The organism is Pedobacter cryoconitis (assembly GCF_014207135.1).
GTDB classification, from domain to species: domain Bacteria; phylum Bacteroidota; class Bacteroidia; order Sphingobacteriales; family Sphingobacteriaceae; genus Pedobacter; species Pedobacter cryoconitis_D.
This window is the reverse complement of the sequence record NZ_JACHCC010000007.1, coordinates 35,243-49,676: the sequence shown is the minus strand read 5'-3', so window position 1 is coordinate 49,676 and position 14,434 is coordinate 35,243. Positions and strand designations below refer to the sequence as shown.

Annotated in this window: 13 protein-coding genes; 5 read left to right on the top strand and 8 right to left on the bottom strand. The window is 39.1% G+C overall.

Translation table 11 applies throughout. The annotated features are described in order from the left end of the window. Nucleotides 1–7: 7 nt before the first annotated feature. Genes dapB through HDF25_RS13820 form a run of 4 tightly spaced genes read right to left on the bottom strand, consistent with a single transcriptional unit; the run spans nucleotide 8 to nucleotide 3,135 of the window. Nucleotides 8–748, bottom strand: a complete 741-nt coding sequence (dapB, locus tag HDF25_RS13835) for a 4-hydroxy-tetrahydrodipicolinate reductase (RefSeq protein WP_184625666.1) — start codon at nucleotides 746–748, stop codon at nucleotides 8–10. A 44-nt stretch (nucleotides 749–792) separates the two neighbouring features. Next, nucleotides 793–1,404, bottom strand: a complete 612-nt coding sequence (locus HDF25_RS13830) for a DUF5683 domain-containing protein (RefSeq protein WP_184625664.1) — start codon at nucleotides 1,402–1,404, stop codon at nucleotides 793–795. Next, the gene (locus HDF25_RS13825; RefSeq protein WP_184625662.1) at nucleotides 1,404–2,321 is read right to left on the bottom strand and encodes a ParB/RepB/Spo0J family partition protein; all 918 of its coding nucleotides are present in this window, start codon (nucleotides 2,319–2,321) and stop codon (nucleotides 1,404–1,406) included. The genes HDF25_RS13830 and HDF25_RS13825 overlap by 1 nt, the downstream gene beginning before the upstream one ends. A gap of 10 nt (nucleotides 2,322–2,331) precedes the next feature. Next, nucleotides 2,332–3,135: a ParA family protein gene (locus HDF25_RS13820; RefSeq protein WP_184625660.1), complete on the bottom strand. Its 804-nt coding sequence runs from the start codon at nucleotides 3,133–3,135 to the stop codon at nucleotides 2,332–2,334. A 180-nt stretch (nucleotides 3,136–3,315) separates the two neighbouring features. Between HDF25_RS13820 and HDF25_RS13815 the strand changes: the two genes are divergently transcribed. After that, on the top strand, nucleotides 3,316–3,837 hold the full coding sequence (locus tag HDF25_RS13815; protein ID WP_184625658.1) for an NADPH-dependent FMN reductase: 522 nt from the start codon (nucleotides 3,316–3,318) through the stop codon (nucleotides 3,835–3,837). Here HDF25_RS13815 and HDF25_RS13810 read toward each other — a convergent pair. Beyond that, a complete protein-coding gene (locus HDF25_RS13810; protein WP_184625656.1) occupies nucleotides 3,834–4,289 on the bottom strand; it encodes a hypothetical protein in 456 nt (151 codons plus the stop codon). The genes HDF25_RS13815 and HDF25_RS13810 overlap by 4 nt on opposite strands. 45 nt (nucleotides 4,290–4,334) lie before the next feature. On the opposite strand from HDF25_RS13810, the gene HDF25_RS13805 reads away from it, so the two are divergent. Beyond that, nucleotides 4,335–5,966, top strand: a complete 1,632-nt coding sequence (locus tag HDF25_RS13805; RefSeq protein WP_184625654.1) for an ABC transporter substrate-binding protein — start codon at nucleotides 4,335–4,337, stop codon at nucleotides 5,964–5,966. A 4-nt stretch (nucleotides 5,967–5,970) separates the two neighbouring features. On the opposite strand, the gene HDF25_RS13800 is transcribed toward HDF25_RS13805, so the two are convergent. The 3 genes from HDF25_RS13800 to leuS all read right to left on the bottom strand — a co-directional run bounded on the left by HDF25_RS13800 (nucleotide 5,971) and on the right by leuS (nucleotide 12,346). Then, a complete protein-coding gene (locus tag HDF25_RS13800) occupies nucleotides 5,971–6,675 on the bottom strand; it encodes a glycosyltransferase family 25 protein (protein ID WP_184625652.1) in 705 nt (234 codons plus the stop codon). A gap of 168 nt (nucleotides 6,676–6,843) precedes the next feature. Further along, nucleotides 6,844–9,273 (bottom strand): TonB-dependent receptor domain-containing protein, encoded by a 2,430-nt coding sequence (locus HDF25_RS13795; RefSeq protein ID WP_184625650.1) that lies wholly within the window; start codon nucleotides 9,271–9,273, stop codon nucleotides 6,844–6,846. Nucleotides 9,274–9,547: 274 nt separating this feature from the next. Beyond that, nucleotides 9,548–12,346, bottom strand: coding sequence for a leucine--tRNA ligase (leuS, locus tag HDF25_RS13790; protein ID WP_184625648.1), 2,799 nt, complete (start codon nucleotides 12,344–12,346; stop codon nucleotides 9,548–9,550). Between the two features lie 176 nt (nucleotides 12,347–12,522). On the opposite strand from leuS, the gene HDF25_RS13785 reads away from it, so the two are divergent. The 3 genes from HDF25_RS13785 to HDF25_RS13775 are packed head-to-tail and all read left to right on the top strand — an operon-like array spanning nucleotide 12,523 to nucleotide 14,425. Next, nucleotides 12,523–13,401 carry a cell division protein FtsX gene (locus HDF25_RS13785; RefSeq protein ID WP_184625646.1) on the top strand — a complete coding sequence of 293 codons (879 nt, stop codon included), beginning with the start codon at nucleotides 12,523–12,525 and terminating at the stop codon, nucleotides 13,399–13,401. Further along, complete coding sequence (locus tag HDF25_RS13780) at nucleotides 13,401–13,625, top strand: DUF3098 domain-containing protein (protein WP_184625644.1); 225 nt, start codon at nucleotides 13,401–13,403, stop codon at nucleotides 13,623–13,625. Before HDF25_RS13785 ends, HDF25_RS13780 begins: the two co-directional genes overlap by 1 nt. Nucleotides 13,626–13,630: 5 nt before the next feature. Continuing rightward, on the top strand, nucleotides 13,631–14,425 hold the full coding sequence (locus HDF25_RS13775; protein WP_184625642.1) for an undecaprenyl-diphosphate phosphatase: 795 nt from the start codon (nucleotides 13,631–13,633) through the stop codon (nucleotides 14,423–14,425). Nucleotides 14,426–14,434 lie beyond the last annotated feature (9 nt).

The following is a 14,434-nucleotide window of genomic DNA, read 5'->3' as shown; positions in this document are numbered from 1 at the left end:
GTTTTTCTTATTTTAAATTAAATATATCAGATATATTGTAGAAACCCTGTTTATTTTGCAACCATTCTGCGGCTACAACTGCACCCAGGGCAAAACCTGCACGACTATGAGCAGTATGTTTCAGTTCTATTTCATCTACTTCCGAACTGTAAACCACGGTATGTGTACCTGGGATATTCTCTATCCGCTGTGAAGCAATCAGTACCTGGTTTTGTTTAAGCACATCAATGGTAGGAACACCATCCAGCTCGTTTACCCATTCAGATTTACGGTCTATATTCTCAATAATCCCCTCAGCTATTGTCATAGCCGTACCACTCGGAGAATCCAGTTTTTGTGTATGATGAATTTCTTCAACCTGCACATCATATACAGGGTAGTTGTTCATCACTTTTGCCATTATCTCATTGATATAAAAGAACAGGTTTACCCCGATACTGAAATTTGATCCGTATAACAAAGTATGATTGCCACGTTCACATTCATCCTTTATTTCCTGCAATTGTCCATACCAGCCGGTTGTTCCTACAACCAAAGGTACATTCGCATCAAAACATAAATATATATTACGGATAGCAGCGTCAGGGGTACTAAAATCTATTGCTATATCAGCCTTTTTTAAATTTGAAACCGTAAGGTCTGCCAGATTATCTATACCAATTTTCAGGACAACCTCATGTCCTCTTTCAATTGCAAAACGTTCAATGATCTGACCCATTTTGCCATAACCGATTAAAGCTATATTCATGTATTTTTTATTTTATAAAGATGGATGGTAAAGCATATTTAAATCTATAATCTAAAGGCGATCTTCAAGCCCGGCGTAAAAGCATTATACCCATACATTGTATTGGATCCGATTACTGTCGGAGAGATCTTGATAGCCAGGTTCTCCCCTATATCAAAATAGGAAAGCCTCGCATCTACATAAGCTTCTATAATATTTACGGCATACAAACCTATGAAAGAGAAGATCACGACCTCTCTGTTTCTCCTGTATATATCTTTAGCAGTCAGCAAACCCTGGGTCCCGATATTAAAAAGCGGACTTCCTCCCGGAGACTGACCATATTGAGCCCTGTATTGGAGCTCAGCAAGATATTCATGATATTTTTGATTATTCTGTATATAGGAAATTGCCAGCAGCGTTCCCCCTGTATAAATAGCGGCAATTTTAATTCCACGATAGATAGTGAGTCCGTTTCCGTATTGTCCCCAGCCAGGGATGATTGCAGATCTGATCGCAGCTCTTCTACCTGCAATTTTACCCAGGTTTACATACCCCGTATCCGTTTTTACGGGGGTACGTTTAAGACTATCCCCTTTGACAGTGAATTTGTCCTGTCCACTTGCTCCAAGCGCAGCAATGAACAATAAAACTGATAACAGTAAGATTTTTGGCATTACCAATCTAATAATTCTAAAATTCTGCTCAGGTCATCATCCGAAACAAAGGGAATTTCAATAGCACCCTTTCCGTTTTCGCCAACTTTAAGTTTTACTTTTGTGGCAAATCTTGAAGCCAGGTCCTTTTGTAATTTCTGGTATTCGAAAGATACGCCCAGGGGTTGTTTCATCCCTTTTGGCTTAATCTGTAAACTGTTGATACTTCTGACCAGTTCCTCCACTTTACGTACAGAAAGGCCTTTATCAATAATTTCCTGATGGATGAACAGTTGTTTATCTGTTTCCTCTACATTAATCAATGCACGTGCATGTCCCATAGAGATTTTCTGATCCCGGATCGAGATCTGGATCGCAGGAGGTAATTTCAGCAGACGCAGATAGTTGGTCACTGTCGAGCGGTTTTTACCTACTCTTTCCCCCAGCTGCTCCTGTTTAAGATTACATTCCTCCAGCATACGCTGGAAACTTAGTGCAACCTCAATTGCATTCAGGTTTTCCCGCTGAATATTTTCAATCAGGGCCATTTCCAGCATCTGCTGGTCATTGGCTTCACGGACATAAGCCGGAATTTCACTTAATCCTGCAAGTTTAGAGGCTCTTAAACGCCTTTCTCCCGAGATTAACTGGTAAGTTCCTCCCTCAGCCTTTCTGACGGTGATTGGCTGAATCAGTCCCTGAACCCTGATGGAATCAGCCAGTTCATTCAATGCAACCTGATCAAATTCAGTACGAGGCTGATATGGGTTGGTTGCAATATCACTGATATTGATATGACCAATATTGCTGGCTGGCGTTTTCTGTTCGGTTTCACTGACCGGGTTCATCGCATTTTTTGGTGGATGTGCCGAATCAGAATCATCCAAAAGCGCACTTAACCCTCTACCTAAACCTGTTTTTCGCTGAAAAGATGTCATTCAATTATATTTAAATAGTTGCAGAAGTCAAACCCTGGGTTTCTTTAACCATTCCGTTTTTACGGACAATCTCCCGGGCAAGATTCAGATAATTAATTGCTCCCTTACAATTGGCGTCATGCATGATGACTGAAATCCCATAACTCGGTGCCTCACTTAAACGTGTATTCCGCTGTATGATAGTTTCAAAAACAAGCTCCTGGAAGTGTGTTCTCACTTCTTCCACCACCTGGTTAGATAAACGTAAACGTACATCATACATTGTCAGCAGGATACCTTCAATTTCCAGCTCCGGATTTAATCTGCTTTGTACAATTTTTATAGTATTCAATAATTTACCCAGCCCCTCTAATGCAAAATACTCGCATTGAACAGGAATGATTACTGAATCCGCAGCAGTTAAGGCATTGATTGTAATCAGACCCAGTGAGGGTGAACAATCAATAATAATAAAATCATACTGATCCTTGATTTTTTCCAGGACAGCTTTCATTTTATACTCCCTGTTTGTCAGATTGATCATTTCTATTTCTGCTCCGACAAGGTCAATATGTGCTGGTAACAGATCGAGATTTGGTGTTTCTGTTTTCTGAATAGCTTCTGAAGGTTCTACATCATTGATGATACATTCATAAATACTATTTTTGATGCTTCTGGGATCAAACCCTATACCTGAGGTCGAATTCGCTTGAGGATCTGCATCTACCAATAAAGTTTTATATTCTAATACGGCCAGGCTGGCGGCTAAATTAATAGACGAAGTTGTTTTACCTACTCCACCTTTCTGATTTGCCAATGCAATAATTTTACTCATTTATCTATTTAATAATTACTTATTATTTCCCTGAGAATTTGTGAATTAGATCCTTTATGTAAAAAATGCTATTTTTACCTACATTTAGGGGCTTTTTAACAATTAGCTAAGATACAAACTAAATGACAATATTAGTGTTAAACAATAGAGTGTTTTGAACATCTTATTAACAATTTTTTCATGATTACGATCGTTTCAGGCACAAACAGACCCGAAAGCAATACGCTTAAAGTTGCAAAATATTATCAGGAAGCCTTCCTTGGAAAAGGACAAGAGGCTAATATACTGAATCTCACAGATCTTCCCTCCGCGTTAATCACCTCGGATCTCTATGGAAAAAGATCACCGGAATTTCAAAAAATGCAGGACCAGGTTACTGCTACAACTAAGTTTGTGTTCATTATTCCCGAATACAACGGAAGTTTTCCGGGGGTCCTGAAGACATTTATCGATGCCTGTAGTTTTCCGGAAAGCTTTTATGATAAAAAAGCCTGCCTGGTAGGCATATCTTCGGGTAAATATGGAAATATCAGGGGTATTGATCACTTTGGTGGCGTATGCAGTTATTTACACCTGCATGTACTCCCCTTAAGACTGCATATTCCGGCGATTAAAACGGAGCTCGATGAATCAGGTGCTTTTTATAAAGAAGATACCCTCAAATTTACCGGACAGCAGATAGATAAATTTATTGCTTATTAAACAGCAAATGAGCTCCAGCGTTTACCTTCGTTCCCGAAAATAAAATAGCCGGGATAAAGCATTTCTGCCATATCTTCCATCGCTTCCACAAAGGAAACAGGATCGCTTAAAAAAGCAGTGGTGTCTTCCATCAGGTACACTCTGTTATATGTTACTGCAGGCCATTCCTTTTCCAGCAGAGAAGGGACAATGCCCATTAATTGCCCGATATTATAGTTAGTCTGGTGATAAATCAGTACTTGTGCCTGCTGTACAATTTCCAGCATCTCTCCCCCTACAGCCTCAATCAGGACATTCAAAACACTGTTTGGCGTATTGTTGGTATCCAGGCAGGCCACAGGTATTTTGTCCATAAATTTAATCTTATGCAGAATGATATCCACACGCTCCTGCAAATCTTCGCGTAGCGTTTCATCCTCAACATTATTTATAACTGCATTTAAAATAGACATAGTGATTAATTTATTACTTTGTGCAAAAGTAATATTCCTGATCTGATGCCCCGAATTATAAAAAATATTTTTTGCACTTTATGCATTATTGCACTGTATAGCTGTCATTTTAAGGCTGATGATAAAGAAAAAAAAGTCTTTAACCTCAACTTTGATCAGAGCCTTACCTCACTGGATCCTGCCTTTGCACGTAATCAGCCGGCAATATGGATGATGAACCAGCTTTTTAACGGTCTGGTACAGGCGGACAGCCAGCTGAATCCTGTACCTGCAATTGCCAGGTCATGGGAAATAACAACTGATGGATTATGCTATACCTTTCATTTACGCGATGATGTTTTCTTTCATGACGATCCACTGTTCAGCAAAGGAAAAGGAAGAAAAGTAGTTGCGGCAGATTTTGTATACAGTTTCAACCGGCTGATAGATCCTAAAGTCGCTTCTTCAGGCGGCTGGATATTCAGTGATAAAGTAAAAGACAGTCATAGCTTTAAAGCAGTTAACGACAGTACACTGGTCATCAGCCTGACCAAACCATTTCCGGCATTCATCAACCTGCTGACTACACAGTATTGCGTGGTTGTCCCCCATGAGGTAGTGGACCATTACGGAAAAGATTTCAGGAGCCATCCCATAGGCACTGGCCCCTTTCGCTTTAAATACTGGAAAGAAGAAGAAATTCTGGTTCTGCTGAAAAACGAGAATTACTGGGAAAAGGAAAACGGGCACAGACTTCCTTATCTCGATGCGGTTAAAGTTTCATTTATCAGTGATAAGCAAAGTGCATTTATGTCCTTTATCAAAAAAGACCTTGACTTCTTCTATAGCGTTGACGGGAGTTACCGCGACGATATTCTGACCAAAAGCGGTCATATGACCAGTAAATACAAAGGTAAATTTCAATTGATCAAAGGCCCCTATTTATGCACTGAATACGTTGGTATATTAGTAGATACTTCAAAATCCATTGTCAAAAACTCTCCACTGAGATTTAAAAAAGTACGTCAGGCAATTAATTACGCTATAGATAAAGCAAAGCTGATCAAATATCTGCGGAACAGCACTGGTACACCAGCTACTTCCGGATTTGTCCCCAAAGGAATGCCTGGATTTGACAGCACAAAGGTCATAGGTTACCACTATGATCCGGTCAAAGCAGCCAAATTATTGGCAGAAGCAGGCTTTCCACATGGGAAAGGGATGTCAGAATTAACACTGAGTACTTCTACCACTTATAAAGATCTGATTGAATTCATCCAGGGAGAATTAAATTCACTGGGCATCAGGGTAAAAGTTGATGTCACTCCCAGTTCCAGCCTGCGTGAATTAATGTCTAAGAATGAGGTCAATTTTTTCAGAGGCTCCTGGATTGCTGATTATGCGGATGCAGAGAACTATCTTTCTGTATTCTATTCGAAAAACCGCGTACCCTATGGACCTAATTACACCGGCTATTTCAACAAAGAATTTGACCGTCTGTTTGAGCAGAGTTATTATGAGAACGATTCAAAAAAACGCTTTATTTTATATCAGAAAATGGATAATATGGTTATAGAAAATGCCTCTATAGTACCAATCCTCTATGACCAGTCTGTCACTATGCTTCAGAACAACATCACAGGATATCCAATTAACCCACTGAGTCTTATGATTTTAAAACGCGTAAAAAAAATATAAAGACCTACCGGGATAACCAAAGCAGCTGTTTATATTTCTTGTGCATTTTAAAAGACATCCTTTTGAAAAAACTTCTGGGTGTAGGATCAATAAGAGAATTCATACTCCCGTTTAAAGTTCCCTGAGTTGCAATTGTCGGATGTATCCAGTAGATATCTATAATTTTGTGATCGGCACAATAATTATGAAAAAAATCAATCGGCATACCACATTTATCCTGATTTAATTTATCGATCAGACTATTTGCCGCCTGATTATCGATCATGTATGCACCGGCCATTCTGCCATATGATTCCCTGTACAGAAATTTCCCTTTCTTCCTTGTGCTCCCTTTCACATATCTCAGACTTGAATCTTCCAGGCTGATGATAAAATTACTGATTTTATCTTTCTTGATTTCTGTTAACACATTTTCAACCGCCTCCATAAACTGATCATCTAAAAAGATGTCATCCTCCAGAATAACCGCATAATCAATGTTATGCCGTTTAACATCTTCATAAGCCAGGATATGTTTTAATGCGCAGGAAGTCCCCCCCGATATACATGCCATTCCGCCTGTAAAATATTTAGAGATAATCTGGTCAGATAACTTTTCCTTATCCCCTTCCAGCACAAAATGCACATCAGTTATTTTACCTTTTAACTGTTTATCAATATGCTTTTTTCTGTCAGAAGCATGGCTAACGTGAATGATATAAGTCTTCATATAAATTACCAGGCAAATATAGGTACCATTTCCTTACAATCATTATAATCACACCTGGTTAATACTACAATACAATTAAAATGCCAATGAAAACTATCCTTATAAAAATTTACAAAAAAAACCGTCTCTTAATTGCTTAGGAGACGGTCTCTTCATCTTAATTTTTTCTTATTGTTTAGGGCCGCCCGTTGCACCACCGCCTAATCCACCGGCTCCTTCTTCCTGTTTTAAGTCATCATTATTGATCCCTTTTTTCTTTTTGGAAGTAAAGCTCACTTTACCAAACTTATAACTGAAGTTGACTCCAAAAGAGCGTAAAGGATAATAAATATTAGTGCTCTGCAGGAACGTATCGCCTTTACTTTCATTTCTGATGTGTAAATCACGCGAGAATACATTCAGTACATTGATCCCTACTGTTGCTTTCTTTTTCATGATATCCTTCTTGAAGGCACCACCATAAAAAACCATTGGTCCAGACGTATTCTGGAAAACTCTTTTTTCAGAATTATAAACTCCGAAAATCTCTGTATTCCAACCACCGTTAAACGAAATAGCCGATCTTGCAAATGCTGAATAATTCACATAAACACCACTTCTTTCATTAGTTTGTGTATTGAGTAAATCATAAGTATTTAAACTGAAGTTCCCCATCAATGTCCATTTTGGTAATGGGTTATAAGTAGCAAACACATTCGCACCATAGGATTTATTTTTACCCACATTGAAATAAGTAGTCAGACTTTTTTCAGGAATGAATAAACTCTGGATCACATCCTGGGTATTTCTGTAAAAGATAGACGCATTAATGATAGAGCCCTTAATGAAGGTAGAATAACCCAGCTCTACAATATCACTTAATTCAGGACTTAAACTTGGATTACCCTGCTGCTGGTTCTGCGGATCGTTTCTGTTCAGGAAAGGATTCAGATAAGACAGACTTGGTCTCTGCATTCTTCTGTTATAACTTAGCTTCAGCGTAGAATTTCCTTTCAGCGTTTTTGAAATTATAGCACTTGGAAACAGGTTAAAATAATTATTATTAAAATTCAGTGAGGACCCGGATACACCGTGAATATCAGTGTATTCAGCTCTCAGCCCACCTTTAACGTCAACCGTTTTAGCCAGTTTGAAACTTAAAACACCGTAGGCAGCTCCTACATCCTGTTTATAGTCAAAATCCTGGTCACTGCTTTCATATTTACTTTTAATATTCCTGAGTATTCCTTTAACACCCGTTTCCAGGATCACATTTTTACTAAATGGATATACATAATCCGTTTGCAAAGTATACTCATTATTTTTACCGGTATTATCACCAATCAGCGCGGGGCCAACGGCTGCGCCAGACGGATCAGTTACCAGTGTATTAAATTTAGCTGTATTTCTGCCAAAACTAGCTTGTCCGGAAACAGTAAATTCTTCCCCTTCTTTTTTAGTCGTTTTCCTGTAGTCAGCACTCCAGTCTATATTATTCAGACTGTTATCGTTCGATGAAGTACGCAGATAACGGCTGGTAACACTATCCAGTAATCTGTTTGTTCCATTAAAACTCCCGTTCGAACCATTGGAGAAATCGTTATATTTAATATTCGTTGAGAGACTGTTATATCCGTTAATATCATAATCCAATCCAACACTACCTGTATAACCATATCTCTTCGCTTTCGTATAACCATCCTGAGAATTAAACATATTACTAGTATAATTATCATTCTGTGAAACTACCCTTGTATTTTGCGGGATAGCATATTGCCCACCAAAACTTGAGGTAATTCCAAGACGGCCCTGTTTCACATTCAGACTAAAATTTCCATTATTCTGACGTGTACCCAATGAAGCACCTACAGTTCCGTTAACCCCTTGTGCTGTTTTCTTTTTAGTGATAATATTGATAATTCCCCCTGAACCTTCAGCGTCGTATTTTGCCGAAGGACTGGTGATTACCTCTACACTCTTGATTTCTTCAGCAGGGATCATTTTTAAAGCATCCGCTACACTGTTAGACATTGTTCCCGAAGGCTTTCCGTTAATTAATACTCTTACAGCAGAACTTCCACGTAAGGAAGGGTTTCCGTCAATATCAACCGAAACCATCGGAACCTTACGCATCACATCACTTGCATTACCACCAGCCGTGGTCACATCCTGTTCTGCGTTGTAAACCAGTTTATCAATTTTAGTTTCTACCATAGGTGTTTTACCTACGATGGCCACTTCTTTCAGGTTACTCGATGTGCTGGTCAGCAGGATATTGCCCAAATTTAAATCCGGTTTTTCCTGACTGGTTTTTACCAGTATCGTTTTACTTTTATACCCCATGAAACCGATCGATAGTTTATATTGATCAGGAGCTACATTTTGTAATACGACTTTACCTTTGGCGTCAGTTACCCCGCCATTAACCGATTTATTATCCTTAACTCTGATGAGTGATACGGTAGCATAGTCAACAGGTGCTTTTGTCGCGGAGTCAGTAATCACCGCGCTAATTCTACCCGTGATAGTTACTTTTTGTCCTCCCCCGCCTAAAGTGAATTGCGCATTAGCCTGTATCATCATTCCCAGGAAGGCAAACAATAGTAATAGTCTTTTCATAATTTTGTAATAGTGTGTGAATCAGTATTGCATTAGTCTGATCAAATTTAATTTTGTTACACCGCTATATTAAATAGTTTCCGACAACAGGAATCATTTTCCCGGCGAACGGCGCGAATTTACCGGTAAATTGTTTACGTTCAGCACCTCAGCTCAATTAAACACTTCAGCTCAGCACAAATGTTACATTCGATCAAAATACAGCCTATACTAAAAAAGGTTATTAAGACAAACATGCCTTAATAACCTTTTGATCATTAATCCGGTAAAAATATTAAACTACGATATTTACAATACGGCCTTTTACGATAATTACCTTCTTAGGTGTCTTCCCTTCCAGATATTTCTGAACCTGCTCATCAGCCAGTACAATCTCTTCGATTTCTTTAGCCTCCAGTGTCAGGCTCAAACTTAAATTCAATCTTGTTTTTCCATTTACAGAAACAGGGTAGCTGAATTCATCTTCGATCAGGTATGACGGATTAAATTCCGGATAAGCTGCATATGACAAGCTTCCTTGATTACCGAGTAATGACCACAGTTCTTCAGTGATATGCGGAGCGTAAGGAGAAAGTACAATAACCAGGTCTTGCAGGATACTGCGTTTATTACATTTAAGATCCGTTAATTCATTGACAGCAATCATGAAACTGGATACAGAAGTATTGAAAGAGAAACGCTCTACATCATCCTGTACCTTTTTAATAATCTTATGTAATGCCTTTAATTCTGCTTTGCCAGGTTCTTCATCCGACACGCTGAATTCCCATGCGTCATTATGGAACAAACGCCAGAATTTACGCAGGAATTTGAATACACCTTCAATTCCATTAGTGTTCCATGGTTTACTTTGTTCCAGTGGTCCTAAAAACATTTCATACATCCTTAAGGTATCTGCACCATAACTGGCAATCAGTACATCCGGATTAACTACGTTGAATTTAGATTTAGACATTTTCTCTACCTCAACACCGCAGATATATTTACCATTTTCCAGTATGAATTCTGCATCCTTAAATTCTGGTCTGAATAATTTGAATTGCTCAATATTCAGGATCTCATTATCCACAATATTCACATCTACGTGTAATGCAGAAGTTTTATAATCATTTTTTAAACCATGAGAAACTAAGGTATTTGTTCCTCTGCCTGTTTCATCAACCACACGGTAAACAAAATTACTGCGGCCCTGGATCATTCCCTGGTTGATCAGTTTTTTGAAGGGTTCTTCTTCCTTCACATAACCCAGGTCTTTCAGGAATTTGTTCCAGAAACGGCTGTAAAGCAAGTGACCGGTTGCGTGTTCAGCACCACCGATATACAAATCTACATCCTTCCAGTAAGCAATGGCTTCCTGACCAGCAAATGCGGTATTATTGTGCGCATCCATATAACGATACCAATACCAGCTTGAACCCGCCCACCCTGGCATAGTACTCAGTTCGTAAGTATATTGATTCTCATAAGTCCAGTTTTCGGCTCTGCCTAATGGCGGTTCTCCTGTTTCTGTTGGCAGATATTTATCTACTTCTGGTAATAACAACGGTAATTCCTCTTCTTTAATCAGATAAGGCAGGCCATTATTAAAATATACTGGAATAGGCTCTCCCCAGTAACGCTGACGACCAAATATAGCATCCCGCATCCGGAAGTTTACTTTGGCTTTACCTACTTTCTGTTCTTCCAGCCAGGTATTTAAAGTAGCTACTGCTTCGGCATAATTCATTCCATTAATGAAGCCCGAATTGATATACTTACCCTCTTTAGTTGGATCTGCATGCAGTTCAATTTCTTGTTGTGCATCCAGGATCGGAACAATTGGCAAACCAAAATGAGTTGCAAATAACCAGTCACGCTGATCACCACTTGGCACACCCATCACAGCTCCTGTACCATAACCGGCAAGGACATAATCTGCGATCCATAACTGAACACGTTCTCCGCTGACAGGGTTAATTACATAGGTACCAGTAAATGCACCAGAAACTGTTTTTGTATCCGCCATGCGGTCTAACTCAGACTTCTTTTTAGTCTGGGCAATATAATTTTTAATATCATTCTCCTGCTCAGGTGTAGTCAGTGCAGCAACCAGTTCATGCTCGGGTGCAAGAACTACGTAAGAAACACCAAAAAGAGTATCTACACGAGTTGTAAATACCTCGATGTAATCAGCAGGCAAAACTTCAGTACCCGTTTCGATTTTGAAACGCACACTCGCACCTGCACTTTTCCCAATCCAGTTACGCTGCATTTCTTTAACCGGCTCCGGCCAGTCAATTGTGTTCAGGCCTTGCAGCAAACGTTCTGCATAAGCAGAAATACGCATGCTCCACTGCATCATTTTTTTCTGCTCCACAGGATGACCACCACGTTCAGAAAAACCATCTTTCACTTCATCATTCGCCAGTACCGTTCCCAGTGCCGCGCACCAGTTCACTGTACTCTCTTTCAAAAATGTCAATCTGTATTTCAACAGTTCTTCCTGTTTTTCTTCAGCAGTCAGTGCTGCCCAGTCAGAAGGCAACAACGTTTTCACATCCTCATCACTTGCTGCTTTTACCCCAGCACTTCCTACTGTATTCAATTTTTCAATCAGTGTACTGATATCTTCTGCCTTGTCTGTCTCCAGGTTATACCAGGAATTGAACAATTGCATAAAGATCCATTGCGTCCATTTATAATATTCTGGTTCGCTTGTGCGGATTTCACGGCTCCAGTCAAATGAAAAACCAATCTGATCCAGCTGACGGCGATAAGTACTGATATTTGCTTCAGTAGTTAAAGCAGGATGCTGACCGGTTTGTATAGCGTATTGTTCTGCGGGTAAACCAAATGAATCATATCCCATAGGATGTAAAACATTGAATCCCTTTAATCTTTTGTATCTTGAAAATATATCGGAGGCAATATAGCCCAGCGGATGGCCGACATGCAGGCCTGCTCCTGATGGATATGGAAACATATCCAGCACATAAAATTTAGGTTTAGCTGATGATGCTTCTGCTTTAAACGTATGGTTTGCTGCCCAAAACCCCTGCCACTTCTGTTCTATTTCTTTAAATTGGTAATCCATTACAAGTAATCCTTTATATACGGCGAAAATAAAGAAATAAAGGAGGTTATGAAAAGAACTTTGTACATATCAGTGATATTCATACCAAACAAGATATTTTACCCGTTTAAAAGGCACATAGTTTGCATATATTTTTTTATTTTCGCAGAACATAAAAAATACTCAACACATAACATATGGAAGAATTTGAAGTCAGTGATGCTTCTAAGAAGACGAAAACCATTTATATCTCCACTATATTTAGTATAACCCTGGTTTTGTTGATGCTTGGCGTATTGGGATTACTCCTTGTACATGCAAAGAACCTTTCTAACTATGTAAAAGAGAATATTGTATTAAACATCATTGTTGACGAGGGTGCAAAAGAAGCCGATGTGCTTCAATTTCAGAAAGAACTGAATGCCAATCCGGCCATTAAGCAGACACAATATGTTAACAAAGAGCTCGCTGCCAAAAACCTGACGCAGGATTTAGGCGAAGATTTTGTAAACTTCCTCGGCTATAATCCACTACTTTCTACAGTTGATGTCTATCTGAAAGCAGACTATGCAAACAACAAAAGTATAGATGCCCTGAAAGCAAATATCAGCAAGAACCCCGTGGTTAAAGAAGTGATCTATCAGAGTTCATTAATTGATATGGTTAACAAAAACATTAAAACAATCGGACTGATTGTACTTGGATTTGCAGCTATCCTTTTAGTCATTTCTGTGGCCCTGATTAACAATACGATCAGACTGGCCATTTATTCTCAGCGTTTCCTGATTAAAAGCATGCAACTGGTAGGTGCTACTAAAAATTTCATCCGTAAGCCCTTTATTTTCTGGGCTATGTTACACGGTTTGATAGCTTCCTTCATTGCCATCATTATTTTGCTGGGCATGCTTTACTATGCGCAGAAAGAAATTCCTGAAATTATTATTTTAAGAAATTATACCGAGTTTGGTATCGTGCTGCTTGGTCTGGTAGGTATGGGTATTTTCCTGACTGCCCTGAGTACGACCTTTGCAGTAAGCAAATATTTACGTCTAAAAATTTACGACCTTTACAGATAATGACCGAGAAAAAAACTAGTTCTGCAACGCAGGACACTAAAAGTGAATTGGTTTTCACTAAAAAGAATTACCAGTTATTGTTTATCAGCATCGCTATTGTGGTGGTTGGTTTTTTGCTGATGATAGGTACAACTGATATCTATGATTTAAGAAAGACCCTTCTGGCTCCTATGGTTGTCCTTTTTGGTTTTGGATTTGGCATTTACGCAATACTGAAGAAGTAAATCCTATGACACTTATTGATGCTATCATTCTCGCTGTTATAGAGGGACTGACCGAGTTTTTGCCTGTTTCTTCTACGGGTCATATGATCATTGCATCCTCCTTTATGGGAATTGCATCCGATCCGTTTGTAAAATTATTTACGATTGCCATTCAGTTAGGGGCCATTCTTTCGGTAGTCGTGCTCTATTTCAAGCGTTTCTTTAAGACTATTGACTTCTATATTAAATTACTCGTTGCCTTTATTCCCGCAGCTGTTTTTGGTCTGCTATTAAGTAAAAAAATTGACCAGATGCTTGAAAGCCCAATGACTGTTGCAGTATCCTTAGTCGTAGGTGGGGTAATTCTCCTTTTTGTAGATAAATGGTTTAACAAACCAACTATCCACGAGGAAGAAGAGATTAATTATATCACAGCTTTAAAAATCGGATTTTTTCAGTGTCTGGCTATGATTCCAGGAACTTCCAGATCGGGTGCAAGTATCGTGGGCGGGATGTCATTGAAATTAAGCAGAAAAGTAGCTGCCGAATTTTCCTTCTTCTTAGCTGTTCCAACAATGTTTGCGGCTACAGGAAAGAAACTGTACGACTTCTATAAAGAAGGACATACCATTAATCACGATCAGATCCAGCTTTTGGTTATTGCAAATGTGATTGCGTTTATCGTTGCCCTTCTGGCCATTAAGAGCTTTATCGGTTATCTTAACAAACACGGATTCAGAGTATTTGGCTGGTACCGTATCATCGCCGGGCTGACCATTATTGCATTAATCTACGCCGGACACGATCTGCAAATAATTTAATGTGTAAAT

Coding starts and splice junctions, on each gene's coding strand:
- leuS (WP_184625648.1), bottom strand. CDS start 12,346: ATGGATTACCAATTTAAAGAAATAGAACAGAAGTGGCAGGGGTTTTGG.
- HDF25_RS13780 (WP_184625644.1), top strand. CDS start 13,401: ATGACCGAGAAAAAAACTAGTTCTGCAACGCAGGACACTAAAAGTGAA.
- HDF25_RS13820 (WP_184625660.1), bottom strand. CDS start 3,135: ATGAGTAAAATTATTGCATTGGCAAATCAGAAAGGTGGAGTAGGTAAA.
- HDF25_RS13775 (WP_184625642.1), top strand. CDS start 13,631: ATGACACTTATTGATGCTATCATTCTCGCTGTTATAGAGGGACTGACC.
- HDF25_RS13785 (WP_184625646.1), top strand. CDS start 12,523: ATGGAAGAATTTGAAGTCAGTGATGCTTCTAAGAAGACGAAAACCATT.
- HDF25_RS13805 (WP_184625654.1), top strand. CDS start 4,335: ATGCCCCGAATTATAAAAAATATTTTTTGCACTTTATGCATTATTGCA.
- HDF25_RS13815 (WP_184625658.1), top strand. CDS start 3,316: ATGATTACGATCGTTTCAGGCACAAACAGACCCGAAAGCAATACGCTT.
- dapB (WP_184625666.1), bottom strand. CDS start 748: ATGAATATAGCTTTAATCGGTTATGGCAAAATGGGTCAGATCATTGAA.
- HDF25_RS13810 (WP_184625656.1), bottom strand. CDS start 4,289: ATGTCTATTTTAAATGCAGTTATAAATAATGTTGAGGATGAAACGCTA.
- HDF25_RS13795 (WP_184625650.1), bottom strand. CDS start 9,273: ATGAAAAGACTATTACTATTGTTTGCCTTCCTGGGAATGATGATACAG.
- HDF25_RS13825 (WP_184625662.1), bottom strand. CDS start 2,321: ATGACATCTTTTCAGCGAAAAACAGGTTTAGGTAGAGGGTTAAGTGCG.
- HDF25_RS13800 (WP_184625652.1), bottom strand. CDS start 6,675: ATGAAGACTTATATCATTCACGTTAGCCATGCTTCTGACAGAAAAAAG.
- HDF25_RS13830 (WP_184625664.1), bottom strand. CDS start 1,404: ATGCCAAAAATCTTACTGTTATCAGTTTTATTGTTCATTGCTGCGCTT.